This is a genomic window from Endozoicomonas sp. NE40, assembly GCF_040549045.1.
In the GTDB taxonomy this organism is placed as follows: Bacteria; Pseudomonadota; Gammaproteobacteria; order Pseudomonadales; family Endozoicomonadaceae; genus Endozoicomonas_A; species Endozoicomonas_A lisbonensis.
The window spans coordinates 1-24,134 of sequence record NZ_JBEWTB010000001.1; the positions used below are offsets into that span (position 1 = coordinate 1).

Below are 24,134 nucleotides of genomic sequence, written 5' to 3' on the forward strand. Positions count from 1 at the left end.
GAGCCGTCGCAAGCCCCGCTGGCTCTGATTAATCTCGGGAAGTATCAATTTGCTCACTGGATGCCGATGGTGTCCACATCGGCTCCTCCGGAAACTCAGTACGCTCAGTACAACAGTATTTCCGGTGAAGACGTGCTCACCAGCATTCGCCAGGGCCAGGAAGAGCGCAGGCACTATCTGGAGCATATGAAACAAAACCCCCAATGGCGACCAGCTGGGCAGGCCTTTATTCCCCGCCCGGGCTCACCCGGATACAGCGAACGTTCCGGGAGCGATGAAGCCGGACAGGAGAACTTCTTACAAAACCAGTATCAGCGACTCCTGGATGAAGACCCGTACATGTCTCTTCAGGTGGGTGCGATAGGTTCTGACAGAGACTCCTTCTCTCTTGCTGATGTTTCGAAAAGCATGGACTCTCTGGATATTTCCGCGCCTGAACCATTGAAACTGCCACCACCCCATGCCGCCAATACACCCGGGTTCAAAGATTTCGGTTCCAGAACCAGCTTTATTAATTCAGGATTAAAGCAGCTGATCGTAGCCCTTGGTACAGAAGATGTTGATTCCATCAAAAACCGGGCCCGGGCATTAAGAAGAAGCAATCCCGGCACTTACCTGTCAACCGCTAAAACCAACTACGGCGATAAAAGAGAAGTTCGAGACGGGGGTAAGAGAGCAGAGGTCATGCTTAAGTTTGCAAGCCTTGCAGAAGCCACCATGCGTGCCAGAAGTGGTGAACCTGTGTCGGATATCACCGAAAAGCAAAAGTCCCTGCACAACGCCTGTTACGAACTGGGGCAATCTGCAGACATTAAAGCCGGGTTATTCAGACGACTTTTTCCTTACAATGAAGACCATGACTACGGGGGACCGGGGTCAGATGCCCGTGAATATCTGGCTGGTTTGCTGGATATTATTGATGAAGATCACCAGCTATCCAGCCCCTTGCCGCATCGCTACCAGACAGGAGCCGTTAATAACCCATCGCTGGTGACTTATGGAAACAGTGGTGAAGCGCCTGTTGTTAGTATTCCTGTTGACGGCAAGGGCCTTCAGGATTTATTCCGGCCCGGCACAACCTCTGTGGACGGTAAAAAGCACCCGAGAGTTCAGATCAGGCAGTACGGACACAGGGAGCCATCAAGCATTCAACGGGTTAACATCCAGGCTAAGGCATTTAGTGTCAGTCCATACACGGGGGAAACCAGAAAGCTCACAAAAGAAGCCCGGGCTCTGGTGATGGAACACCCCTTTGAGCAGTTAGAGGTACCACTTGAAAATACCGGTACGGGCATTATTGAAAAGACCGGGCTGAACATTAAGTCAATGGTGGCCCATACCGGTGATTCTGCTGATAAGGGAAGTTACATTGCCCTTGAAAAAGAGGGGTCGCAATGGTTTGTATACGACAATGAACAGACTTATCCCATTGACGATTTACAGTCTTTTTTCAGACGTTCACCGGAAATGATTCCTTATCTGTTTTGCTACGAGAAGGCTTGATGGTTTTTGTGGTGTTGCCAGTTACCCGGCCATATGGATTCCGGGGGCATCCCTGATCGTCACGATTTCAAATCGGATTTCAGGCGAATGTTTCTCGATTCCCCGTAGGACAAATGTTTAGGCACTTTCCATTGATCGTTCTGGTATTCACAGGTGTACGCCGTCGATCCTTTTGACGTTCCTTTATGTCTGGCAACCGCCAGGCATTCAAACGTGTTGTCCAGTTGGGCGAAAAAAACTGTCACGGCCTCGGGAGACCCTCGTTTTCCCGCCGAAATATGAAAAACAGGAACCGGAGGCTGATCATCATCAGGCTGGAGGGTGTACGTCGTACAGCGCCTGAGTAACGCCTGATCACTCCATGAAAAGGTCTCCAGGGAGTCCAGACATTTTTTGAGGTTGATAAGGCTCTCTCTTTGTCCCTGGAAAACACTTTGCAGATCGCCATAAAGCCTGTCTTTTTCCTCCGCACTAAGGACTCGCGACCCTGCCTGTACACTGGCGGGACCGGCTATTATCCGGGCGGGTTCAGGTGCTTTATTCGATTTTTTTGTTTTATCCCCCGGAGGGGACGGTTTTTTCAGCAGGTGTGTGCAGGCGTTCTCTATCTCCCCAAACGTCATTGCAGGGGGGGGCTGCAAAACCTCTGTACTTGCGGCAGCCTGACTTCGTTCAGGTTTGACTGAACTATTTTCACGGGATAACCGGTCAATCCGTTTTCTTTCATTTCTTTCATCTCTTTTATTTTTAGCTTTAATCTTAATCTGCTCATAGATCACGCTACCCAGCTTTTTTGACAGAGCGTCGACTATTTTCTTGCGACCGGCGAGCGAAAAAAGAAGGTCGAAATCAGTATGATACTGATTAAGATACACGCATAAAAAAACATAAATGATCCATACCTCTTCAATCAAACTTTCGCGCACACCTTCTGTTTTTAACAGACTTTTTATCTGACCGGGTACAGGGAATATGAGATCCAGGCAATCAAGACATTTTTTATTGAGCTGTCTGGAGGAAATTCCTAAGCATTCATTAAACACGCATTGCTTTATCAGTTCCTTCCTGTTTGCAACAATTTTATGAACGGCTGAAAAAAAAATATCCTTACTTAAATAAGAGCTTTCATTACTATGCCGGAGAATCTTTTGTACCAGTTTTTCACAATCAGCCTTTTTAAATGGACGGTTTGAGCCTGAGATCAGCTCAACAGCGGGATCAAAAAAAACAATAAATTCGTCCATTATTTGATGACATGTTTCATGCAGAAAATGGTCATCATTAATAACCTGTTCGAATACCGATCTTTTTATAGAGGCAATTTTATCTTGTAAGGCGTCAGATCTTCCGATGGCTTCCCAAATTTTTCTGACGACTTCAGGCGTTTGCCCTAACGAAACAACAAAGGCAACAGCGCCAATGCCATAGCCGAGAGTATGTGTATACACTGCGCAGATTGCCCGACAGGTTAACAGCGTTGCTTTTGCAGGCAGGCTACGCTCTATGCTCTTTAAGGCAGGCATAGCGTTTACACACCAGCGGCCAAACCGTTTTGCATTTTTTCCTGATTCCTCAAGATAGGCCATTTCATATAAAGCGGAAGAACCTGCCCTGCAACTGTAAAAAAGGGCTTTTGAGCAAACAGAAGCGCTGCGGCTGAATATTGATTTAGGTATAGCGTTAAATAGTGTTTTAGGCAGGTACACGATGGCGGATACGGCCATACGACAGGATCTTAAACAGCAGTTTTCCTCATTTTCTTGTTTTTGATAATTCTCATATTCCAAAAACACTCTATCCCTGGTTTCGGGTACCAACATAAGAATCTTCCATACAAAGATGATATTTAATTTCCATTCCTCCTCTAGACATTCAAACTTCTGAAAAGTTCATTCACAAAACGCTATGTAATACCAATCAAAGTTATTAGCTTCGTCATGAGCATGACTTTTCAGCCGGTTAGACAAGACGGCGTGAGGAGTCATAGCCTTAGCTATGGCAACGATCGCCAACGCTGGATAACCGGCTGAAAAGTCAGCGCAGTTTAAGTGCATTACTAAAAAATGCTCCGCTGTCAGCGTTTTCTTGCTAATTCAACAGTGACATTTTTTTCGCTATCGTCCTGTAGCCCAAGGTATTCCATCACACGTTGCGGACCTACCACCCGATGGGGAATTTGCACCTCAACCTGTAACTCTATTTGCTGTCCGGTTTGTTCGGAAGTTTCATCGTTTTTCACGCATTCCTCTTCAATGGTACGCATTGAAGTGAGTTGTGGGTTGCGTGTTTTTTTTGCAAGATTGTGCAGGATTGTATTCAGCCGTCCAATGGTTGTATCTTTGGCTGACTTGGGTACTGTCCGGTTAAATCGAATGGTGGCTATCCATGATCGTGGTTCGTTATAACAATGGTGGCATCCTACCAGGCCACCAATAAGGGTTGTTGTGCCACACCAGCTCTCTATGAGTATTGACGCCACTTTTATTCCTATGCATGACACTAAGCCTCCGGGAACCACCACGCTAAGACATTCACAACATAGGAACGCACACACTATAGCCGACCCACGATCAGAGTGACTCCATGCATCTTGAACCGTCCGTGGAAGTAATCGGTTAATATTTGGATCAAGCAACCGGGCAAGCCCTCTTAAATAGGGAATATCATCCCTTCTTATTCTTATGGATTGAAGGCGTTCGGCACTGTTATTGTTTCCCTGTGATGCCGATGAAGTATGTTGGGTATTAGAAGACGGTTGACTGGTAATAGCGGAGGTAGGTGACTGACCTTGCAGGCATCCGCAGGCATCATTGGGGTGGTCCGGACACTCCCTCACTCCGGCAGCCTCATCGACCAGAGTAATTAATGTTTGCTGCCTTCGTCCTGAGCTGGTGCGAAATTCTAATCGGTAAAGACCCGGTGATACTGTGGTGTAATAATCTTGATTGGTTGCTCCATAGTGAGTCTGGGAAGGCTCATCTTCCGGAGGACAAAGATCAACAAGGAGTTCATCGTCTTCGGGAATAGCGGGAAGGTTAATATCGAGTTCATCTTCTTCTTCGCTCAATGTCTCATCGAGTAATCCCCGTAATTCTATTCCATCGACGTCGCTGCCACGCAAAAAAGGAATTCTATCTTTAGCAGCCATTACGAGTGAAGAGTAAGAAAAAAAAGAAATGAAAATACTCAAGCATAGTCTGATAATTAACTGCATCATTATATACCTTATTTGTTTTCAAGGACGCTTTCTCAAAATTCAAGGTAGATCATTTTATTTAAAGGCGGTAAAAATTTTTTAATAGATGCAACTGGAAAGATAGGGAGATAAAATAAAAAAGGTAATGTATAGGAAAAGCTTATTTGCATAGCTTTTCTGACGATAGCGCTACCCTCAAGATCAGTACCCACGTTCTGCGAACGGCTCATCGCCAGCATGATCGCTGCCGAGGGCTTCGTCACACAGTCATGGTCCCTGGGAAAGTTGATATGCAGGGAGCCATTGTGAGAGCCAGGTATCAACGTATTCCTCACACTGGTTTCAGGCTGCAACCCCTTGGTAGCTAAGGCATCGAGCCTTTTAGAGCCATTTATTTCAGGCTGAAATCCTCAGAAAACACTGACGGTTACCCTTTACAGCGCAGGTAACCGCCAAACCCGGATGAAACACTAACGCTTAAGCTTAAGACACTTCTTCAACCGTTACTGCCAGGCCGTCCCTGTGGAACTTACCATTACAGAAGACCTGTGAACCGCCATTTTTTTCACCGCTTTTGTGCTGGTCGTGATCCCCGAGACCTTTCCTTGGCAGCGCCAGAGCTTCCTGAGACAGATCGGTACCCAGGCAGGCAAACAGGCGAGTCTGTTTTTTATCGTTGCTCATGCCTTCTACCCATGAATGAATATTCCCTGTGGCACCTAATACATCTTCAGTACGGCTGCGAATGGCAAATACAAACCCATTCTTGGTTATTTCATCCAGCCACAGCGATTCACCATCTTCATTTTCACTGCCTTTTACCCTGTAAAAGTAGCCCGACTTATCGCTCATGGTCTTGTAGCGTTCAAACTCTGTCGCTTTAGCTTCATTCTTTTTATTACAAATGAAAATTTTCTTACGGGAGAAACCACTGAATTTGTTCTCTTTCATTTCCAGATAGCCATCATAACTTCCCACTTTATCGTTATGTTTGCCTTTACCTTTGAGTTTCAGTTTTACGGTATCAACAGGCTTTGTGTCAGTCATTGTTTTTTCACCTTATTAGTAGTTCATTCAATACAACGATGCTGCATGCAGCCATTACAACTTATGATCTGATGATTTTCTATAACACAGCATTCCTGCTATGGATTTGATGTTTTTATTTCTTTAAATAAGGCCGTTGTTTCAAAAAGTACCCTCATGGCTTTAATGAAATTTCAACAGCATTTGCGCTATACATTGAGGCTTAAATATTTAATAGGGTGACATTATGGAATCAAGATAAGAGCAATAATAATGTACGGCAATCAGCTTATTGTATTGACCAGTGAAAACATTGGCGATGTCTGCCGAATCCTGAGACGCGCCACTGGTAAGAGCCAGGAAACACTGGCTTTAGATGCAGAACTGGAAACTTCAACGATCACCAGAATAGAGAATAAACAACATTCTCCTGGCTCACAGTCATTAATAAAAATATTTGCAGCCATGGGTTATCAGCTGGTTTTAAAAAACTCTGCTAATTAATTCAACAATTTTTGCAATCCGGATTGATGACTAACAATGAAAAGGGTTAATAACATAAAACCGCTGCTCAATAAAAAAACACACTATAACAGTTTTATTGAAGGCGACAGAGGCAGGTTATTACTGAATAAAGCACGCCGTACCCGATGGTTAAAATGTGTCGCTGTCGCCGGTTTTATATTAACCGGACTGATTTTCTTTGTACTGATTAACATGACTCGAATTTAACAGAAGGCTATTTATGATCAAGCTGAAAACACTTGTGGAAGCCATTCACAGCAGTATCAATCAGGCGGTACAGGCTGTCGGCAATCAAAGCATTGAGCAGATTAAATATTTCTTTGAAGAGATCCCCTCGCCGCTGAGTAAAGAACACGAAGCGGCGGAAAAAAAAATAAAACAGGCCAGGCAGGCTCTGGCAGAAGGGAAAACAGATGTTGCCAAATCACTGTTACAGGAAATAAAGGATTCAAACCACCAGAAAGTATTAGCCCCTGAGCAGGAAATGACCCATCGCCCAAAAATGGTGGCTATGGCGTATCCGGGCAATACCGAAAGCGGACTGGAAACCTTTGTGGCCCATGTACCACTTATCTCACTCGTGCCGATGGCGGCTTCACAGGTAAAGCACATTAAATTCAGGTGCGATCTGGAAGTGACCAGTAATGAAGACGACGAGTTGCTGGTTTCATTTCCATCGGCAGGCAGTGAGGCATCCAGTAACTCAGCGAATACCCATATTGAAATTATTGTTGAAGGAGGAGAAACCACCGATGGACTGAAAAAACTGATTGAGGGATATGACCGGGTACTACGGGCGCAGATACCGGGCTAAATCCCGACGCTTGCTTAACGAATAATCAACAGACAATAAAAACATTATTATAGAGAGAGGCTAACATGGCTGATCCAGCACTAGTCCCTATGGCCCAGCAGTTCAGTGGCCTACCTATGGAGGCCCTGATCGGTGGCCCCCTGATTGCTACCGCACAGGCGAACAGCGAAATGGCTGTTACACAAATGAACTTTCTCCTTGAAACCTGCTTCGTAAAGGAGGGCGAGGATGGAAAATTTGAACCCATCATGGTTGAGATGAAAATCAGCCGCCCCGTTATTAACGCGGACGGTGAACCAAAAGATTCGGTTGAAACAAACTTCACTATCCCGCTTTTGACCCTGCTGCCCCTGAACTCACTGGGGGTTGACAATGTGCAGATCCATTTTGAGATGGAAGTCAAAAGTGCCTTTGCGAAAGACAACAGCAGCAGCACAGAGAAGACTAAAGACAAAACACGAAGCTATGATTCTGGCAGAGGATTCTGGGGCTGCAGGCCGAAGATATCAGGCACCGTATCGTCCTCCAGAAAAAGTTCAACGGCTTCCAGCGACCATTATGAAAAGTCAAACCAGGCGAAGTATACCGTTGATGTACACGCCGGACAGCTCCCTCTGCCCGAAGGAGTGAATACGGTTATTCAGGCATTTACCGAATCCATTGCTCCGATTCAGGTGCCTGCCACCTCGGCTGACCCGGGTGGCGACAATTAAGCCGGACTCACTCCAACATCAGTAGAAGCGGCTCTGCTTCGTTAAAAGGGTATGAACAATGAGCATACAAATCCGTTGCCCTGCCTGTGGTGGGAATGTGGTTATGGATACACGTCTGCTGCTGGCCGGGCATCAGTTTACCTGTGGTCAGGCTAAATGCAGATCCAGCATCTCGATCAGCGCCCAAAGCCGCGAGGTAGTGCAACACGCTGTTGACGAGTACCAGTCGATTCGTCAACAGACAGTGGGATCATCGCACCAGCCGGGTTAGCCGTTCTGGTGTCACATACTTTAAACAATAAGAAGGGTTAAACCATGCCAGTAAAATTCAGATTGACGCATCCGGTCAGTGGACAACAAACATGGATGTTTGCTCCGGATAAACATAAGCAAAACCAGCGACTCTCTCAAACAGAGAATGAAGACGAAGCCACCCACTTCAGTGAAATACCTTATGCAGGGGTTAACAGGGCATCTTATTACATGGTCACCGGTGGCACGCTGTACCTGGATAAGCAAAACTCCAATTCACACCTGTTTCTGAATGCTCCAATTGGCAACGTCCAGACTTCACTCATATACGCCTGGCGGATTAACGAGGATACCAGGTTGATGGAAGCCATCAGGGAACCTGTAGCGCAAGAGGCCTTTTCAGTTGTCAAGGCAAAGCGTTCACCCGCCCGCTTTGATGGAACGGTAGAGGAAAATATCAAATACAATAAATTGAACTGCGCTGCGTTTGATAAACGCAATGCTCTGATCGTTGAAAAAATCATTGTCCGATAAACCCGCTACACAGCCCGCCCCGTAACACGATGTTGAATCGTCCCGTGGCGGGCTTTCCCCTCTCACAACCCCCGGCTTGTGTTGTTTTCCAGAAGCCTCTATTGTCAGCAAGCGTCGTGTTTAACGGTTCACAATACGCCTGACGATTTTCTGTGCTGCTCACGTTGCATGCAGTTCATAGTTGAACAATTTTGTTTGACTGTCTTATACCAATCAAAGTTATTACCTGTTCGGTCTACAGCATAGATGCTGTGTTGATCGATACAGTGTAGTCATAGAGTTTACTTGTGGTTTTAGTAATTAAGAGCCTGGTTATGGATAACAATATCGATGTTACGATTGACAATATTGGTCATATTTGCCGTCGTATCAGGCGCCTTTCAAAAAGGTCTCAGGAATCCGTGGCGCTGGAACTTGGAGTAGCCACCTCAACCGTAGAGCGCATAGAAAATGGCAAGGTAGAACCCAGCTTTACTTCACTGATTAAAATGATGACCGTTTATGATTACAAGATTAACCTGCAAAAACAAAATAACCCTCTGCCTTAGCCTGCCGCCGACTTGATACAGGCAGGAGCTATGCAGGAGCTATGCAGGAACGAATAAAAACAGCAGAATTTTAAATGGCAAAAAAACAAAAACGATGTGTTCGATGTGGATTCCCAGTATACCGGGGCAGTAAGCCAATATTATCTCACAGTCTCAAACATGAGTATTGCAACTATTGTCAGGAGTTAATTGATGACAGCAAATACGAAACCTACTTAAACCGTACAAAAGATAAAAAGCGGTTCATGCTTATATCAATAATGCTAATGGCCGTTGTTATTGTGCAATTAGCATTATGGGTCATTTACCTGAATTAACAATAAATATAAGAACAATATTTTATGAAACAAACAATCATCTTGTTTTTTATGATTCTTCTATTTCCTGTTACAGATTTATACGGAAATGAATTCTACCCATTAACCGAAGAACAAAAATACAATCTCTATTATCACGCAGTAGCAAAGCCCTGCGCAACGGTTATGGGCATAAATGAGACCAACATAATTATTGTTATTTCAGCACTGATACAGGACCCTCCCATTGTTTATGGTGAACAACATCAGTGGGATAGTTTTATTAAACGGCAAAAGCTAAAATGTAGTATGTTCCCTGCCCTGACTTTCTACGAAATTGTGTTTTATAAGTTATTTATTTAGTCACAAGGGTGATGCTTATAAGTAATTGTAATGCCCCTTTGACAACGGGATCGTTCCGTTTAATTACCGGGATTGACTGGACATCTGACAAACCAGAACATCCCAGAATGTTTTTTTTCATTTTGATACTCAGCAAGAAAATAAGCAGGGAAGAATTGAAAAAAATCCTGTTCTTTTTCAAACCAGATTTCTCCGTAGTTTGGTTCAAAGAAACAGGCATCACCCGTTGTGTAGTCGAAACCACCCAGCCAGACTGCTGCGGCATGCCCTTTTTTTGGGAACACCTGAAGCAAAATAGGCATAGCAATTATAATATTTCATCAGTGTTGTGATAATACGATACCCGCTATCCCCATAAACAGAAACGGACTGTCCATAAGTCTCCATTACAGGAATCAGTCCGTGCATGGTAAGCCATACTTTAACAGTAGGCACGTTGCCCTTCTTTTTATTCGAAAAACTGTCCTGGAGGTGTGTCATACTCATCAGCGTGAATCTGTTCAGTTTTCCTGCGCCACAGGAACCCAGATGGTTGGCCAGACTGTCATTATGGGCATGGAACTTTACCCAGCTGGCACTCAATGCTGAGCATACGCCAATGCCAAGCCACCGGTTTACTTCCTTTTTATTCTGTGAAAACTCCCATACGACAATGCCATTATGCTTTCTGGCCAGCTCATACAACTTCATGTGAAATCACCTGATAAGGATAACGCTAAGGATCAGTAGCCACATTTCCTTTTTTATAAATCTGAATTTAGGAGATTGTAGCAGATGATTATCAGGCCACTGAACAGACGGTGAGTAAAACCTTCCTCACGCTTATTGTCAGCTGCAATCCCTTGGTAGCCAAGGCTTGCAGCTGACAATAAGCGTTTATTTCAGGCTGAAATCCTCAATTATTTCAGTCACAGATTTCAGCCGGTCAATAACAGGGCCTCAGCGCAGTTTCTCCATAAGAGACTTTCACCGAGCCGTTCAACAAGGTGTTTTTCGTGACTGACCGCCACTGGTCGCGGATCTTGTTCTCGCTGATCGGTTCGTCACTCCAGATACCTAACCCTACACACATGTACTCATACAAGGCGGCACTGGTCACCGTGGGAACTCCGTCAAGGGGTTCCGGGTTATCCAGCCCCATCTGCAGGCCCCGCCCTGTGTAATAGGCATGAACCAGTTCATGAGCCAGGCCAATGGATTTAGAACGCACCTGCCGGACACCCGTCGTTAAACCAATAGAGGCACTGTTCTCATTCCACTTCACCCGGGCATGACCACCTTCACCGGGTCGAGTTCTTGCCGCTGGCCATAGAGCTGTCAGCAACACTCTGACAAGCTTGTCCGCATTGACATTGGTAAAGGGTGCCGGAAACTCGGTAACTCCCATAATCCAGTCCCGGATATGATCCCCGGTGACATTCAGCTGGGACGGAGCCGTATTGGGCAGCCCCCGTATATCGTAGACCGGCGTCGCATTGATTTTAGTGGCCAGGCTGTCAATGGTTAAATTGGCACTGGGTACCTGAATACAGGCGGACAGCTCTGCCGGAAATCTGTCGGTATAATCAAAAATCGACTGAGCCAGTTTAGTGCGGCTTTTGTCGGAATCCGACATGCATTCGCAACAACTGCCTGTGGCGGGATGAATCGTACAGTACTTTCTGTTGTTACGATTTGCCATCAGCCCGCTAAATAATGCCTGACCTGCCGTTGTCTGTCCTATTTTATCCAGAGATCGGGTGACTCTCGTCTGAAAGTTATCATCACCACCAATTTTGACGATCACCAATCCATTCGGGGCAGTATAGTCAATGGCCATTGGGTTCTCCTTTCCCGGGTATTGTCCGTTAATGGTTAATCGAGCTGATACTCAAAAGCGCCCTGTTCATCCACTGCAATATGGACTTTGCTGATGGGTTCATCGTCTGCCATTCTGGCCAGACAGGCACCGGCCAGTTCCGGCAGCAGCGAACGCGAGAGAATGTTCTCAATATTACGGGCGCCGGTGTCCGCTTCCTGACAGCGGGCAACAATATGAATCAAAAGGTCTTCATCGTAGCTGAAGGCTGCGCCGTAATGTTCCTTAATCCGCTTTTCAATCTTGCGCATAGTCATGGCGCAGATTTTCATCAGGTTTTCATCGTCCAGCGGGTAATAGGAGATCAGCGTTGTACGACCGAGAAAGGCGGGTTTGAAGTGTTTCAACAGCTGGGGACGAATATTATCCAGCAGAACCTCAGGCTCCGGCTTTTCCTCCACCTGATTCATAATGGCGCGGATCGCGTCTTCACCCGCGTTAGAGGTCATGATGATGACACAGTTTCTGAAGTCGATATTCCTGCCCTCCCCGTCCTTGATGGTGCCTTTGTCGAACAGGTTGTAGAAAATATCCTGCACGCCGGGGTGAGCCTTTTCCATTTCATCCAGCAGAATAATGGAGTGCGGTTTGCGCCGGGCGGCTTCGGTTAAAACACCGCCTTCACCGTAGCCAACATAGCCCGGAGGTGAGCCCAGCAACATCGAGACCTTATGCTCCTCCTTGAACTCGGACATATTGATCACAGTAATGTTCTGCTCGCCTCCATAGAGCTGGTCCGCCAGGGTCAAAGCCGTTTCGGTTTTACCGACGCCGCTGGTGCCAACAAACAGAAAGACACCCACCGGCTTGCGCTGATCGTTCAAACCGGCCCGGCTGGTCTGAACAGCCTGAGCCACGGCTTCCAGCGCATGATCCTGACCAATCACCCGTTGTCGCATTCTGTCTGCCAGCTGTCGTACTGCATTAATTTCATCGCTGACCATTTTGCCCACTGGAATGCCGGTCCAGTTCGCCGCCACTTCCGCAACCGCCTGCTGGTCAACACAAGCCTGCATCAGCGGTTGTTGCCCCTGAATCGTCGACAGCTCTGTGGTCAGTTCCTGTAACTGTTCTTTCAGTTTGCTTCGTTCTTCATCGGTCAGGCATTGAGTGTCGGGGTCATCTTCGTTTTCACTGGCCTGAGACGATCCCCTGAGGTAATCGTCGTCAATCTGCTGACGTACAGTGCGAATCTCGCTGATCAGTTCCTGCTCTTTCTGCCATTGCGCTTCCAGTTCAATCAACTGATCCTGAGCAAGATTTTTCTGTTCATTCAATGCCAGCAGACGTTCACTGTGCAGCGCTTCTGCCGCCTGCTCTCTGTTCAGCATCGCCAGCGTAGTGTCAGCGGTCTGAATGCGCCGGCGGGCATCTTCAATGGCACCGGGCGTTGCCGACTGGCTCAGTGCCACCCTGGCACAGGCGGTATCGAGCAAGCTGACAGATTTATCCGGAAGCTGTCGTCCGGCAATATAGCGATGGGAAATTTTGACCGATGCTTCAATGGCTTCATCAAGAATACGTACCTTGTGATGTTCCTGCAGCGAGGCAGAAATCCCCCGCATCATATTAATGGCGGTCTCTTCATCGGGTTCTTCAATTTTCACTAGCTGAAAACGGCGGGTCAGTGCCGGGTCACGTTCAAAGTATTTTTTATACTCAGCCCAGGTGGTGGCGGCAATGGTTCTTAACTCACCACGGGCCAGCGCCGGCTTCAGCAGATTGGCGGCATCACCCTGTCCTTCCTTGCCCCCGGCACCGATGAGCGTATGAGCCTCGTCAATAAACAGAATGATGGGAACCGGCGACGCTTTCACTTCTTCAATCACCGACTTAAGACGGTTTTCAAACTCACCCTTAACACTGGCACCCGCCTGCAACAGCCCCAGGTCCAGCGTACGAACCACCACACCTTTTAACGGGTCAGGCACATCGTCGCTGGCAATACGCAGCACAAAACCTTCAACCACCGCCGTCTTTCCGACCCCGGCTTCACCGGTAAAGATAGGGTTGTTCTGTCGCCTTCTCAGCAGAATATCAATACACTGTCGAATCTCTTCATCCCTGCCCAGTACCGGATCAATCTCGCCACTGGCTGCCCGGGCTGTCAGGTTAATGGTGTATTTATCCAGCGCGGGGGTTTTAGTGGCTTTGCCATCTGCTGAACTCACGCCGTCGCCCGAAGCAGCGGCAACTGTCTGCGCCGATTCCGCCGTGGTGCCAACCCTGGCCCGGGCCGTTTCCCGAATGGATTCCCCGGCCAGATCCCGCAATACCTCGCAGTGTTCCTGCAACTGTCGTCTGGATTGGTCATCCAGCATTAACGCGGCCAGCAGATGACCGGACGTAATCTGGTCATGACCGCAATCCACCGAAGCAATCATCCAGGCATTTTTTGCCGCATCGACAATAGCGGGCGACAGCGCCGCTGGCCGGCTGCTGCCACTTTTAAACCGGGCCACGGCGGCAGCCAGCTGTCTGGCCAGGGCAGAAGGGTCAACCTCGTGCAGTTCAAGCAGGCTGTAGAAGTCGGTGTCACTCCGGTCCATCAGCTTCAGCAGCCAGTGTTCCACTTCAACATTGTACTGATTGTGTGCCAGACACAGACCGGCAGCGCCCTCCAGGGCTTCGCGCAGTACTGGCGACATTTTTTCGACAAGAGCCTTGAGGTTCAGCGTAATCATCTGGAGTTCCCTTCCCTGTTCTGCCCGGGTTATTGTTATGGGTGATCGCTATAGGTAACCATTGCTTTAGGTAATCATTGTGGTTATCCGGCGGCTGTTATGGTGATCATCTGATCATTAACTTGATCACTTTTCAGACGACTATTCAAGCCCAGCATCGGGTAATAATCTTCGGTCTGGGTGAGCTGTAAAGGTTGCAGTTCCTGCTGCTTCACCTGTATATGGATATCAAAGTCCAGCTCATGTCCGGCAAACATGTTTACCAGCGAACGCAAGGCTTCCAGCCTGCGACTGCCGGGCAGAAAATCCATATACTGACGGTAGGGCATCGGCTCCAGCACAATCCGGAAGCGGCTCTGAACCTGCCAGCTTTCCTGCCCCAGAACCACATTCCTGCCCAGTACATTATTCACCCCTTTATAACGGTTGGAGGGGCCGGGCATCCGGGTCTGTAAATCCGGGGGAATCGCGTTCCAGTCACCAATAAACTGTTCTATTTCCGCCTGTAAGCCAAAGTGGTGACGGATGGCACTTTTCAGAGCCATGGCAGACGGTACGCTGCGCCCCAGTAGCCCCGCCATACCTCCGGCAATATCGTCTGACAATGACGTCCGGTTCTGCAATCCCGGCAGCCCAAGGCCTGCCAGTGATTTAATGGCCTGGCTGTACACGTCACTGCCAGCCTGATTGCTGCCACGCCTCTGTCGTTCAAACTGAACCGGCAGCTGATACTTGACCCAGGCCCGGTAAAACAGCGACAGAGTGCGGTGATGAAAAAGATCAAGAAAATCCCGCAAGCCACGGTTTCTGGCTTTCAGCTCTTTCAGCACTGTTTCGCTGTAATGTTGTGGCAACACACCCTGACTGCCCACCAGTCCCATAAACGACACTTCCATACGCCACTGGTGCCGGTTCTCCGGGTCGGGTGTCTGTTCCTGTTCCTGAACCTTCAGGCGCACGATATCGGTGGCAGAAAAAGCCAGACCCGGTGACGCATGAAAATGTACAAACTCTTTATGGGGCGGGGCCAGTTCCGCCACAGGCTGGCTGGCAAATTTTTCCCGGCGTGATTTATCGGTACGACTGATGACTTCCAGTAACCGGACCGCCTGAAAGAAATCAAACTGTTGCGGTTTTGCTTTCAATCTTTCGGCGGTGTTCACGCTGGTCGCTGTCTTTATCGTCATAAAAGCGCCTTATCCCCTGCCCTGGGCGGCCAGCGTTTAAACTCACCCTCTTGCCCGGTCAGGGTGACAATCAAACGTACGAAAGAGTTGATGCTGCAATAAGCCCCGAGAAACCGCTCAATCACCGAACTGAACAACAGTGGGCTGGTTCCCGCCAGCATCATGGTGTCGAGTTCCAGTTCCACTTCCGTTCCCCGGCACAGGGCAACCGTATTGTCGATGGGAATGGGTGCCGTAATCGTTCGGGTATCCATAGAGCGCACTGACTCGATCAGATTTCTGGAGCTGGCAGTCTCCCTGAAATTGTACAGCCTCAGTATCTCCTTAAACGCCTCGCAGGACTCTGTCCCCCGGCTGAGCGAGAGAACGTTCAAATTCAGATGGGAAATCAGCCGCCAGTAAGCCCCTTCTTTCATCGGTGGTCGTACGACACTGGTAGGTGGCGTGATACTGCTGATCCGCTCCGTGGGCGCATCACCATCCACAATAAAAAAGCCCGGTTGCCCGCCACCGGAAGGCAGCTTTTTCGGGTAGTTGCGGTTGGTACACAGTGTTTGCAGATGCAGAACGCCTTCTTTCTCCGCAAAAGGGTTAAACTCCAGGTCAACCAGACGGATGCTGACATCACTGGCGTGTTCATTAAAATGCTCACCCTCCAGCACCCCGCGCCGACGGGTCATCCAGAACGCCGACTGCCCGGATTCAGCCTGCTGGTGCCGGTAACTGTAAAACGGCGTAAACTCCCGAATCTTGCCACTGGTATCGCTGCTGGTAACAGAATTAATCGACCAGATTTCCAGCTCTTCCCGACGACGAATGTCGGCTACTACCGGATATTCATAGCGGGCATGGTCAAGGGCCACCGGTTCAGCACGCATGGGAAACAGGTTGGTGGCGGGGGTGCAGCCCATGGCGAAAAAACTGGCAGACAGTTGCTGTTCCAGTTCGTCGGCACTCTCTTCAAGGTAAAGGTACAGGTGAAACTGCTGACTGTCGTTGTCTTTCAGGGCATCATCCAGACCGTTAATGTCGATAAATAAAAACTTCTCCGGAAAGACAAAGTACTCGGTCAGCAGCCGATAGCCGGGAAAGGCGTTATCGGGATAGGGAATCAGGCCCTCTTCTTCGGCAAACCCCACTGCTTCAATCAGCTCCGGGTCCAGGTACACCGGGTGCGGGTCGTTATCATCCCGGGCGACCACCATCCGCACTGCTTTTGTCAGCAACAGGTCATACAACGGGTAAACGTGCTGGGGCTGGCCTTTCAGAAAAAACCTCAGGCTGTCCCCCATGGCTTCAGCAACCACAGACTCCTCTCCCAGGGTGGAAAAGGCCAGCTTCAGCACCGCGTTAGCGTCCGTCACCTGATTAGAGCCCGGCGCAATAAACGGCCGGGGCATCAGGCTGGCACTGTCCAGCTTTACGGCGGGAATGATGACATCGTAACAGGTTGAATAACGACAGCCATTGCCAGACACCTGTTCAGTATCCAGCAGAGTGCCGGATGCCACCACGGCAGGCGCGTCCAGCAATGCTTCCGGCTCAAACTGAAGGATTGTCATGGAGGGAAAGGGGCGCAGATAATGGGGATAAAGCGTTTCCAGCATGGCTTCAGTCAGCTCCGGAAACTCATCGTCCAGCTTCTGCTGAATCCGCGCATTCAGATAAGCGACCCCGGACAACAGTTGTGCCACCAGGGGGTCTTCAACCGTATCGGTATCCAGCTGCAAGGCACCGGCCACCGAAGGGTGGCGCCGGGCAAACTCACCGGCCGACTGTTGTATAAACGCCAGTTCCTTCTCGTACAACGGCAGTAGTTTTTCGCTCATTATTATCCTTATGACTGCTGTTATTCCTGAGCCCTGTCCTTGTCCTTTCCTGCCAGAGCCTAATGGGTTTCCAGAATATCAATGGATTGTGTCACCGGATCAAGGGCTGAATCAAAAATCAGCAACTCATGGGCCGGATTGGCATGCAACACAGCCTCCATACGAAACCGGATGGTCGGGTCTTCCGGATCAACCCCCTGAACGCTTTCTACCTTAATAGACTTAATTCTCGGCTCGAAATGCCTGATGGTCGCTGCTACCTGACGACAGAAACTGTTTAATGCCCCGGCAGAGTTCAGGTTTATGGTGGACAGGTCCGGCAGGCCGTAATTGGGAATGCCTTTTTTAACCTGAGGCAGGTCATCCGGAGGCGATACGCACCGATAGCGCGTATTCATTAAACGTTCGAGATCACGCCGGACACTCTCCCGCAACTGACGCAGCTGAAGATGGTTGCGGGGTGTGCCTTCTTTCTGCACCAGCCTGTCCAGCACCGGAGCCATGAGTTTTTTTTCGTTTTTGTTGTACATGACCAGAGGGTTCGATCAATGGGACTCAAACCGCATAAAATGCGACCGGGTCACAGTATAAAAAGCTCAATCGATATACTGCCATTATTTGACTGAAATAACAGTCTGTTGGTTATATATTGCGCAAGAGATCGTTACATTAATTCATCTTACCGAATAAGAAACACCATAATTAAAGCGTACTTATTGCTTTGTTACATTCCAATAATATTTGTAAAAAAACATCGTCTGTTATCAATAAACAACATTGATACGAATCAGAAAATCACAACAAGTCGGTTGATAACATCAAAAATAACGGAGACATTTTCATTCCCGCCCAATTTCCAGTTTTTGTTTGCCAAAGATATAGATGAATAAGTTAATCAAGTCTTTTTTATTATGCAGCCTTTCTGCGTCGATATTGACAGGCTGTACCGATAGCAGTAGTGACAGTTCTCAAGGAAGTGATTCTGATACCAATCCACCCCAGACTAATCCGGATGTTGTCACTTCTGACTGGGCCTTTTCGGGTACCGATGCATCCATGGTGGTTGCGGCACAAGTTGCAGGTAAGTACGCAGTGGCGGATGCCAGAACCGGTGATGTTGAAATTCGAAACATTCAACAGGCGTTGAAAAGCAGTCTGGATATGAGTGATATCCGGAAGCTTGTGCCTGATATGAACCTGTCAGGTGATAACGGCATCTGCGCCATGACGTTCACACCTTCCGGGCGTTTTCTCTATATGGCGATCTGTGGTAAGGGCAGCGGTAGCAATAAAGACGCTATTCTCGCTTATAACACTAACACCGGTAAATTCAGTGTTTTTGACCGTGTCACTCTTTCTGAACAGGATACCGGTCGATTTGGCATGACCTATTTTCAGGGTCAGCTTTATGTGGGTAGTGATAAAGGTGTTTACCGTTATGATGCCGGTAAAAATGCCGTCTGGGAGTCGAATGGTTCACAGGATGACCGTCAGCTGACGACAACCACAGCACCTGTCGCAGGTCTTGCTGTCGATATGGTAGATCAAAAACTGTACGTCGCAACAGAAAGCAGTTTGTTCCGGATGAACCCGGACGGTAGAAAGCTGACATCTATCGCCAGTGGCTCTGACTTCAAAGCCCTGACCATGGGACGGGTTTACGGTAAAGAAGACGGTGGTGGTCTGTTCCTGTTGAAAAACGACGGTACAACAGCCAGTGTTCTGACCGTACCTCTGAATGACCTGCGTACAGGCGGCAGTGTGTCCCTGAAACATTACCATACGCTGGATGCGGAACTGGCTGATATTGCTGCCACTGCAGACGGTCGAATGATGCTGGCCCTGCCAGACGTCAAGGTGATGTACGACACCAGCGACTCCCGCCTGAGCTATGAAGAGTGGTTGCAGGATGAATTAAGCCAGTATCAGGCGGCTATTCGCAGCCTGGTGGTTGATGGTAGCATTCCCGGCACCAACGACCTGCTGAACCAGCCGGGCTTCCTGACCCGGAAATTGGAAGCGGAAGGTAACAGCTCCAATAGGACGCCTATTGCAGATAACGTTGGCTGGGCTTTGTTCCTGTTAATGGCGATTGACCAGGTTCAGTCTGACCCGGATATTGTGGAGATCATAGAACTGTTGATTGAGCGCCATGCTGGCCTGCACCCGGATCGCCATGGTGGTGTTCGTACTGTTGATGGTCACTTTGCCCGGGTTTACAACAGCACCGGACTGCCAAACGAAAACGATGCCCAGCCTCAGGTTTATGTGAACATGAAGTTCCTGCCTGCGGCATTCAAGGCCGCAGAACTTTATCCACACAGGCCGAAGCTGCAGGAATATAAAGAGTACCTGCGGCAGTTGACTAAACGATCCGGCGATACCGTAAAAGCCGAGCAGCGCATTACCTGGACAAACGATGACCATGGCCCACGCCCTACGGGCAGTGGCCTCGGTACCAACGGTATGGCTAACGAAACCTGGATCTTCGGTGATATCAGTGCCGCCCAGGACCCATTGTCCACAGCCAACTACGCCAACTTTACCTATGACCGCAGTGACTTTGATTATGACCACTGGGTAAAAGGCGAGCCGGTTATCCGAAGCAGCCACGCCGCCTTTATCGTCATGGGTGCCACCATGATTCTGAACCATCACTACGATGGCAAAGGCTGGGATGAGCAGAATCTGAACTACTATGGCATCACCATGGCTGAAACCGATGATATGGGTGCGCCCTATTTCGGTGGCTTCTCTGCGGGCAATCATCCTCAATTCTGTGATGATGATGGTGAAAACTGTAAGTCTTACGATAACGATGGCCCTTCTCAACATCGCCATGACATTCTGCACTTCCCGGCAGTTCTGGGCTTTGGTCAGCACCAGCAGACTGCGCCAATGGTCGGTGGCTATATGGCGTATCGTGACGGACGTCGTCAGGCCATGGATAACGCCTCTGGTGGCGACAGCATTCATATGCTGACTCGCTGGTCCATGGAAGTTGATGATTATGTGATGAATTCAATCGGTATTGCCGATTTCTGGTATGGCGGTATTGGCCTGGTCGAAACCATTGCGCCGGGGACTATCGACAAACTGCGTGATGATTTTTATCGTCCGGAACTGCTAACCGGTTATCGTAATGGACGTGTCGAGCTGACTTATTCCAATATGACCCCCCGTCGTATTGTTGGCGTAGATGGCGACCAGCGCACACCTTATGGCTTCCAGATGTCACCCTTTATGCTGCCTGCCGGTGTCAGCCACCAGGACTATGAGGTGATTGACCCTGATGCCGACTGGATCGAACTGGAAGACCTGCTTAATCAGCTGGATGGTAAAGCCATGCGCTTTACTAACCCGTACTTTGAAAACGGATTAAAGGGCTGGGATGAGCTGGGTAATGGTCCTGCCACTGTCGTTAATGGTATAGCAGGCAAGGCGGTGCAGATCACTGGTAACGGTGAGAAGTCGGTCAGCCAGGCACTGGATTTATCCATGGGACTGGACAATACCCGCTACATTGTCCGCGCACTGGGTAAATCTGTAAACGGCAATGGCAAAGGCTTTATCCGTCTGAAGTGGCGCGCTGACAACAACGTCAACAGTCCGGTTATTGGTGACATCACAACCAGTAATCTGCTGGAAGCGGGCAACACTGAACTGTTTGCCAAAACTTCTCAGCCGGAAGGTGCGAACTTCCTGCATATTGAGTATGTGGCAGAGGGTGGTACTTTCCAGTTTGAAAACACGGCCGCCATGATTCGTGGTGCAGATTTCCCGATTGAAAATGGTGATTTCGAAGATGGCATGAATCACTGGCATACCGATGCTGACGGCACTACACATGTTGTAAAAATGCCAGACGGAGGACACGCTTTGCGACTGCGTCGCAGAGCAGGTCAGACGGGAACTCTGAATATCACTCGCAACTTTGACGTATCCGCAGATCCGGTGGGTACCCGCTACCTGTTCCGCTTTGATTTCGATGGCGAGGACGCTAAAGACACGAAGTTTGGTGTTGATGTGGAAGTAGTGGATGAAGCCGGCAAACGCGTCGTTGAACGTCGGGATGTTCTTGATGTTGAAGCAGGTTATGTGGGTGAGGCGACCTTTACCCTGCGCAGCCTTCCGGAAGATCACACTTTCGCGGTAACCCTGTTTATGAGACAGGCTACTGATGCTCAGCATGAGCAAACTGTTTATATCGACAATTTCCGTCTGGACAAGGAGCGACTGTTCAGAGAAAGCGATTGTGTACCAGACAGCCCGACACGCTGCCTGCCAACACGTCTGCAATAACCTGGAAAAACGACGACGTTAATGAAAGGCGACTACCTCTGGTTAGTCGCCTTTTTTTGCCCGGCGAAGCGGGCAAAACCGCCGTTTAAACGACAATGCTTTCAAAGTATCCGATCGATTCGTGTAAACACACAGCTTGAAAAAAACACCTGCAATATGTTGTCTGCCAATAAACTATTTATCGAAAACCAAGTGGTTGTCAGCTACTCAAAGCCCAGAATTTAAAATTTAAACCGGACGGACTAGCCGGTTCTGCTGATGGAGGCTTCTGTGTAAGTCCAGTCGCTATAGACTGGCTGCAACCTGTGAAGTCAGAAGCCCCCTACTTCAGTTGGGGGAGCATGTCACACGATGGAAGCAACATAGCACAAAGGGAACTACCTCCTTGGACAGGCAGCAATGAGCATATAAGGATAGCAATAAAAAACTGTTTATAAATGCAGGGATTCCCCTGAGTAGGGATAACAGGGGAGTTGGCCGTTAGTGAATGCCAATGCATCCGGGTTAGGCAGAGTCAGCTACTTAATAGCTCGTCATGGGCTTTACTAACCAGCTTTTCCAGTTGGCTCTGGGATACCGGGACAATGCCGGCCTTTAACCCAAAAGGCTTGAACACATCATTCAGGAGTTGCTGAGACGGACTGCCTTTGTCTCTTTCAATATCAGAGATGGTTTTTCGGCTGACACCGACCAATGCCGCGAACTTGTCCTGGTTAAGACCTAACAGCCGCTTTCTTAATTGCTGCAAGAGGTGACCATTCGTTATCTCACCTTTTAAAACCTGCACCATAAGATCAAGAATTATGGTTTCCCGGCTCTGATGCGTCCGATCAGCCTTCGGTTTTGGAGTATTGCCTGTCACTTGTTGTGACTTCTGTGCTCTCAGCCTGGCGAGGCGATCTCGGGCATTACCTGTCATTTCTGTTGTCATACCAGATCCCACCTCTTCAATTTTTCATTCAGAAATCCAAAGCCGAAAGCAGGCATGTTGGCAATGGACTCAGGCACTCCCTGATCCAACAGCCTGGGTTTCAGGTCTAGTAGCTGGGAGGCAAGTTTTGATAATTCGTCAATGACAGAATCTGCAGAAATATTGAACCCGGACCGGCTTAATGCTTGTTCCGTCTCAAAGGCAATCGCTATCCAGTCGAAGTTACCACCGACTTCAAGCCCGGCGTCCGGCCCCCAGGTCGTTGTTCGAATCACGCCTTCAGGATCAGCTTTCATCGGGGCAAAATCATAAACCGGAGACAGTACAACCGGTTGCCCGGGGCGCTTCAGGAAAGCCGTATTCCTGCCATGGTTGTCGCTGTTACCAAACACCACATTCAGAAAATCTCGCCTGACCCACTCATTGACAAAAGTCTGAGGATTAAAACGCTTGTCATGCTGATTAAGCAGTGTCACCAGTTCGACGACGACATTTAAGTGCTTGAGATTTGAACCGGGTGGTTGGGCAAGCGCTGAAAATACAGATTCCATTCCGTAATGAACCAGTTTTCCATCTTCGATACCCACGTCAAACCGGGGTAACCACAAGGATACTTTGTCACCGTCGTCAAACAGCTTCATTTTTCCTGTGTCGATGGTATTAATACCCAGGTCACTCAGTACCTGGTAATAATGGTATTCAGCCCTGAGAATGTCCTTATCGACGGCGCTACCACGGTTTCTGGCGAACTTCACCAGATAATGCTCATCGGTATTATCCGCATCATCCTGATAGGCATCTATCCATACCTTGTCATCCGGTGTGTAGCGAACAAGAAACTTTGGCGCCTCACCTCCTGCACCGGTTGCACCACCGCCAACCGCTCCCATCTGGTTAGCGTATTGCAGGAAATCAGAGCTTCTTGATATGGCATCGTCCAGCGGAAACAGGATGGTATCAATCTTCTCTCCATCATTGATCAAGGGTAGTGCTTCTTTAATCCGCATGTTGCCGATCGGGGCTATTGTGCCTGTAGCCAGTAACGGATAGTCCTGTTCAGTGGCAGGGAGGTTTTCCATGCCCAGGTTCCGAATCCAGAAACGTCTTGCCGCACCTGCAGGGATAATGTCGTCGATGGTTGCAAACCAGGGTTGCTGGTTGTGTGGTTCATACATCTGAACCGGGTAACGCAGTGAGAATGCAGCCTCATGCTTATCCTGGTGAAGGTATTCAAAAGCGTAATCAAAGAGGTATTCCATTTCACATACACCCAGCCGCCCCTGTTCCGGATCAGGAAAAGTAAGGGCTGCTGAATCTTTCCACTCATGATCAACGTATGTTTGAAGGGTAAGCTGCCTGGTGGTCATTCCATTTCTCAAATTGCAGTCATTATATGAGTAATATAGTACTCATAATACAGATTATCCAATGTTTATGAGTAATATATTACTCATTATTGTAGAGTTGCTATAATTATGAGTAATATAGTACTCATCAATGTGTCACTCATTAATGTGTCACACATTGAGGCATAAGAATACTCATGCCACTGCTTAAATTAAGCCAGACGCAG

22 protein-coding genes are annotated in these 24,134 nt (G+C 48.5%); 9 read left to right on the top strand and 13 right to left on the bottom strand.

Annotated elements, in window-relative coordinates; genetic code table 11:
* On the top strand, positions 1 to 1,503 hold a 1,503-nt coding region (locus tag V5J35_RS00005; RefSeq protein ID WP_354016225.1), incomplete at its 5' end, for a ubiquitin carboxyl-terminal hydrolase family protein.
* A gap of 59 nt (positions 1,504 to 1,562) precedes the next feature.
* On the opposite strand, the gene V5J35_RS00010 is transcribed toward V5J35_RS00005, so the two are convergent.
* The 4 genes from V5J35_RS00010 to V5J35_RS00025 all read right to left on the bottom strand — a co-directional run bounded on the left by V5J35_RS00010 (position 1,563) and on the right by V5J35_RS00025 (position 5,746).
* On the bottom strand, positions 1,563 to 3,227 hold the full coding sequence (locus tag V5J35_RS00010; protein WP_354011614.1) for a hypothetical protein: 1,665 nt from the start codon (positions 3,225 to 3,227) through the stop codon (positions 1,563 to 1,565).
* A 350-nt stretch (positions 3,228 to 3,577) separates the two neighbouring features.
* Positions 3,578 to 4,720 (bottom strand): hypothetical protein, encoded by a 1,143-nt coding sequence (locus V5J35_RS00015; RefSeq protein ID WP_354011615.1) that lies wholly within the window; start codon positions 4,718 to 4,720, stop codon positions 3,578 to 3,580.
* Between the two features lie 32 nt (positions 4,721 to 4,752).
* Complete coding sequence (locus V5J35_RS00020; RefSeq protein ID WP_354011616.1) at positions 4,753 to 4,962, bottom strand: hypothetical protein; 210 nt, start codon at positions 4,960 to 4,962, stop codon at positions 4,753 to 4,755.
* Positions 4,963 to 5,182: 220 nt separating this feature from the next.
* Entirely contained in the window at positions 5,183 to 5,746 is a 564-nt protein-coding gene (locus tag V5J35_RS00025; RefSeq protein ID WP_354011617.1) for a hypothetical protein, read from the bottom strand.
* A gap of 252 nt (positions 5,747 to 5,998) precedes the next feature.
* On the opposite strand from V5J35_RS00025, the gene V5J35_RS00030 reads away from it, so the two are divergent.
* From V5J35_RS00030 to V5J35_RS00060, 7 genes are all read left to right on the top strand, one after another.
* A complete protein-coding gene (locus tag V5J35_RS00030; RefSeq protein WP_354011618.1) occupies positions 5,999 to 6,229 on the top strand; it encodes a helix-turn-helix domain-containing protein in 231 nt (76 codons plus the stop codon).
* A 241-nt stretch (positions 6,230 to 6,470) separates the two neighbouring features.
* Positions 6,471 to 7,064: a DUF2589 domain-containing protein gene (locus V5J35_RS00035; protein ID WP_354011619.1), complete on the top strand. Its 594-nt coding sequence runs from the start codon at positions 6,471 to 6,473 to the stop codon at positions 7,062 to 7,064.
* Positions 7,065 to 7,180: 116 nt separating this feature from the next.
* Entirely contained in the window at positions 7,181 to 7,777 is a 597-nt protein-coding gene (locus tag V5J35_RS00040) for a DUF2589 domain-containing protein (protein WP_354011620.1), read from the top strand.
* 58 nt (positions 7,778 to 7,835) lie between these two features.
* Entirely contained in the window at positions 7,836 to 8,048 is a 213-nt protein-coding gene (locus tag V5J35_RS00045) for a hypothetical protein (protein WP_354011621.1), read from the top strand.
* A 44-nt stretch (positions 8,049 to 8,092) separates the two neighbouring features.
* Positions 8,093 to 8,563 carry a hypothetical protein gene (locus V5J35_RS00050; RefSeq protein WP_354011622.1) on the top strand — a complete coding sequence of 157 codons (471 nt, stop codon included), beginning with the start codon at positions 8,093 to 8,095 and terminating at the stop codon, positions 8,561 to 8,563.
* A 314-nt stretch (positions 8,564 to 8,877) separates the two neighbouring features.
* Positions 8,878 to 9,111, top strand: coding sequence for a helix-turn-helix domain-containing protein (locus V5J35_RS00055; protein WP_354011623.1), 234 nt, complete (start codon positions 8,878 to 8,880; stop codon positions 9,109 to 9,111).
* A 341-nt stretch (positions 9,112 to 9,452) separates the two neighbouring features.
* Positions 9,453 to 9,770 carry a hypothetical protein gene (locus V5J35_RS00060; RefSeq protein WP_354011624.1) on the top strand — a complete coding sequence of 106 codons (318 nt, stop codon included), beginning with the start codon at positions 9,453 to 9,455 and terminating at the stop codon, positions 9,768 to 9,770.
* Between the two features lie 59 nt (positions 9,771 to 9,829).
* Here the strand turns inward: V5J35_RS00060 and V5J35_RS00065 are convergent, their stop codons facing one another.
* The 7 genes from V5J35_RS00065 to tssE form a co-directional block, all read right to left on the bottom strand.
* Positions 9,830 to 10,072, bottom strand: a complete 243-nt coding sequence (locus tag V5J35_RS00065; protein ID WP_354011625.1) for a YopT-type cysteine protease domain-containing protein — start codon at positions 10,070 to 10,072, stop codon at positions 9,830 to 9,832.
* Positions 9,990 to 10,460, bottom strand: coding sequence for a YopT-type cysteine protease domain-containing protein (locus tag V5J35_RS00070; protein ID WP_354011626.1), 471 nt, complete (start codon positions 10,458 to 10,460; stop codon positions 9,990 to 9,992). The genes V5J35_RS00065 and V5J35_RS00070 overlap by 83 nt, the downstream gene beginning before the upstream one ends.
* Before the next feature lie 235 nt (positions 10,461 to 10,695).
* Positions 10,696 to 11,589 (bottom strand): M91 family zinc metallopeptidase, encoded by an 894-nt coding sequence (locus tag V5J35_RS00075; protein WP_354011627.1) that lies wholly within the window; start codon positions 11,587 to 11,589, stop codon positions 10,696 to 10,698.
* Positions 11,590 to 11,624: 35 nt separating this feature from the next.
* Positions 11,625 to 14,312, bottom strand: a complete 2,688-nt coding sequence (gene tssH / locus V5J35_RS00080) for a type VI secretion system ATPase TssH (protein ID WP_354011628.1) — start codon at positions 14,310 to 14,312, stop codon at positions 11,625 to 11,627.
* 83 nt (positions 14,313 to 14,395) lie between these two features.
* Positions 14,396 to 15,499 carry a type VI secretion system baseplate subunit TssG gene (tssG, locus tag V5J35_RS00085; RefSeq protein WP_354011629.1) on the bottom strand — a complete coding sequence of 368 codons (1,104 nt, stop codon included), beginning with the start codon at positions 15,497 to 15,499 and terminating at the stop codon, positions 14,396 to 14,398.
* Entirely contained in the window at positions 15,496 to 17,328 is a 1,833-nt protein-coding gene (gene tssF, locus V5J35_RS00090) for a type VI secretion system baseplate subunit TssF (RefSeq protein ID WP_354011630.1), read from the bottom strand. Before tssF ends, tssG begins: the two co-directional genes overlap by 4 nt.
* A 59-nt stretch (positions 17,329 to 17,387) precedes the next feature.
* A complete protein-coding gene (gene tssE, locus V5J35_RS00095; protein WP_354011631.1) occupies positions 17,388 to 17,858 on the bottom strand; it encodes a type VI secretion system baseplate subunit TssE in 471 nt (156 codons plus the stop codon).
* A gap of 352 nt (positions 17,859 to 18,210) precedes the next feature.
* On the opposite strand from tssE, the gene V5J35_RS00100 reads away from it, so the two are divergent.
* Positions 18,211 to 21,630: a hypothetical protein gene (locus V5J35_RS00100; RefSeq protein WP_354011632.1), complete on the top strand. Its 3,420-nt coding sequence runs from the start codon at positions 18,211 to 18,213 to the stop codon at positions 21,628 to 21,630.
* A 514-nt stretch (positions 21,631 to 22,144) separates the two neighbouring features.
* On the opposite strand, the gene V5J35_RS00105 is transcribed toward V5J35_RS00100, so the two are convergent.
* Both V5J35_RS00105 and V5J35_RS00110 read right to left on the bottom strand, forming a co-directional pair.
* The gene (locus tag V5J35_RS00105; RefSeq protein ID WP_354011633.1) at positions 22,145 to 22,561 is read right to left on the bottom strand and encodes a helix-turn-helix transcriptional regulator; all 417 of its coding nucleotides are present in this window, start codon (positions 22,559 to 22,561) and stop codon (positions 22,145 to 22,147) included.
* A complete protein-coding gene (locus V5J35_RS00110) occupies positions 22,558 to 23,928 on the bottom strand; it encodes a type II toxin-antitoxin system HipA family toxin (RefSeq protein WP_354011634.1) in 1,371 nt (456 codons plus the stop codon). Before V5J35_RS00110 ends, V5J35_RS00105 begins: the two co-directional genes overlap by 4 nt.
* Positions 23,929 to 24,134: the final 206 nt, after the last annotated feature.

Bases quoted from the DNA above. Each gene is read 5' to 3' on its own strand.
- V5J35_RS00010 (WP_354011614.1), bottom strand. From the start codon at position 3,227: ATGGCCGTATCCGCCATCGTGTACCTGCCTAAAACACTATTTAACGCT.
- V5J35_RS00015 (WP_354011615.1), bottom strand. From the start codon at position 4,720: ATGATGCAGTTAATTATCAGACTATGCTTGAGTATTTTCATTTCTTTT.
- V5J35_RS00025 (WP_354011617.1), bottom strand. From the start codon at position 5,746: ATGACTGACACAAAGCCTGTTGATACCGTAAAACTGAAACTCAAAGGT.
- V5J35_RS00030 (WP_354011618.1), top strand. From the start codon at position 5,999: ATGTACGGCAATCAGCTTATTGTATTGACCAGTGAAAACATTGGCGAT.
- V5J35_RS00035 (WP_354011619.1), top strand. From the start codon at position 6,471: ATGATCAAGCTGAAAACACTTGTGGAAGCCATTCACAGCAGTATCAAT.
- V5J35_RS00040 (WP_354011620.1), top strand. From the start codon at position 7,181: ATGGAGGCCCTGATCGGTGGCCCCCTGATTGCTACCGCACAGGCGAAC.
- V5J35_RS00045 (WP_354011621.1), top strand. From the start codon at position 7,836: ATGAGCATACAAATCCGTTGCCCTGCCTGTGGTGGGAATGTGGTTATG.
- V5J35_RS00050 (WP_354011622.1), top strand. From the start codon at position 8,093: ATGCCAGTAAAATTCAGATTGACGCATCCGGTCAGTGGACAACAAACA.
- V5J35_RS00055 (WP_354011623.1), top strand. From the start codon at position 8,878: ATGGATAACAATATCGATGTTACGATTGACAATATTGGTCATATTTGC.
- V5J35_RS00060 (WP_354011624.1), top strand. From the start codon at position 9,453: ATGAAACAAACAATCATCTTGTTTTTTATGATTCTTCTATTTCCTGTT.
- V5J35_RS00065 (WP_354011625.1), bottom strand. From the start codon at position 10,072: ATGCCTATTTTGCTTCAGGTGTTCCCAAAAAAAGGGCATGCCGCAGCA.
- V5J35_RS00070 (WP_354011626.1), bottom strand. From the start codon at position 10,460: ATGAAGTTGTATGAGCTGGCCAGAAAGCATAATGGCATTGTCGTATGG.
- V5J35_RS00075 (WP_354011627.1), bottom strand. From the start codon at position 11,589: ATGGCCATTGACTATACTGCCCCGAATGGATTGGTGATCGTCAAAATT.
- tssH (WP_354011628.1), bottom strand. From the start codon at position 14,312: ATGATTACGCTGAACCTCAAGGCTCTTGTCGAAAAAATGTCGCCAGTA.
- tssG (WP_354011629.1), bottom strand. From the start codon at position 15,499: ATGACGATAAAGACAGCGACCAGCGTGAACACCGCCGAAAGATTGAAA.
- tssF (WP_354011630.1), bottom strand. From the start codon at position 17,328: ATGAGCGAAAAACTACTGCCGTTGTACGAGAAGGAACTGGCGTTTATA.
- tssE (WP_354011631.1), bottom strand. From the start codon at position 17,858: ATGTACAACAAAAACGAAAAAAAACTCATGGCTCCGGTGCTGGACAGG.
- V5J35_RS00100 (WP_354011632.1), top strand. From the start codon at position 18,211: ATGAATAAGTTAATCAAGTCTTTTTTATTATGCAGCCTTTCTGCGTCG.
- V5J35_RS00105 (WP_354011633.1), bottom strand. From the start codon at position 22,561: ATGACAACAGAAATGACAGGTAATGCCCGAGATCGCCTCGCCAGGCTG.
- V5J35_RS00110 (WP_354011634.1), bottom strand. From the start codon at position 23,928: ATGACCACCAGGCAGCTTACCCTTCAAACATACGTTGATCATGAGTGG.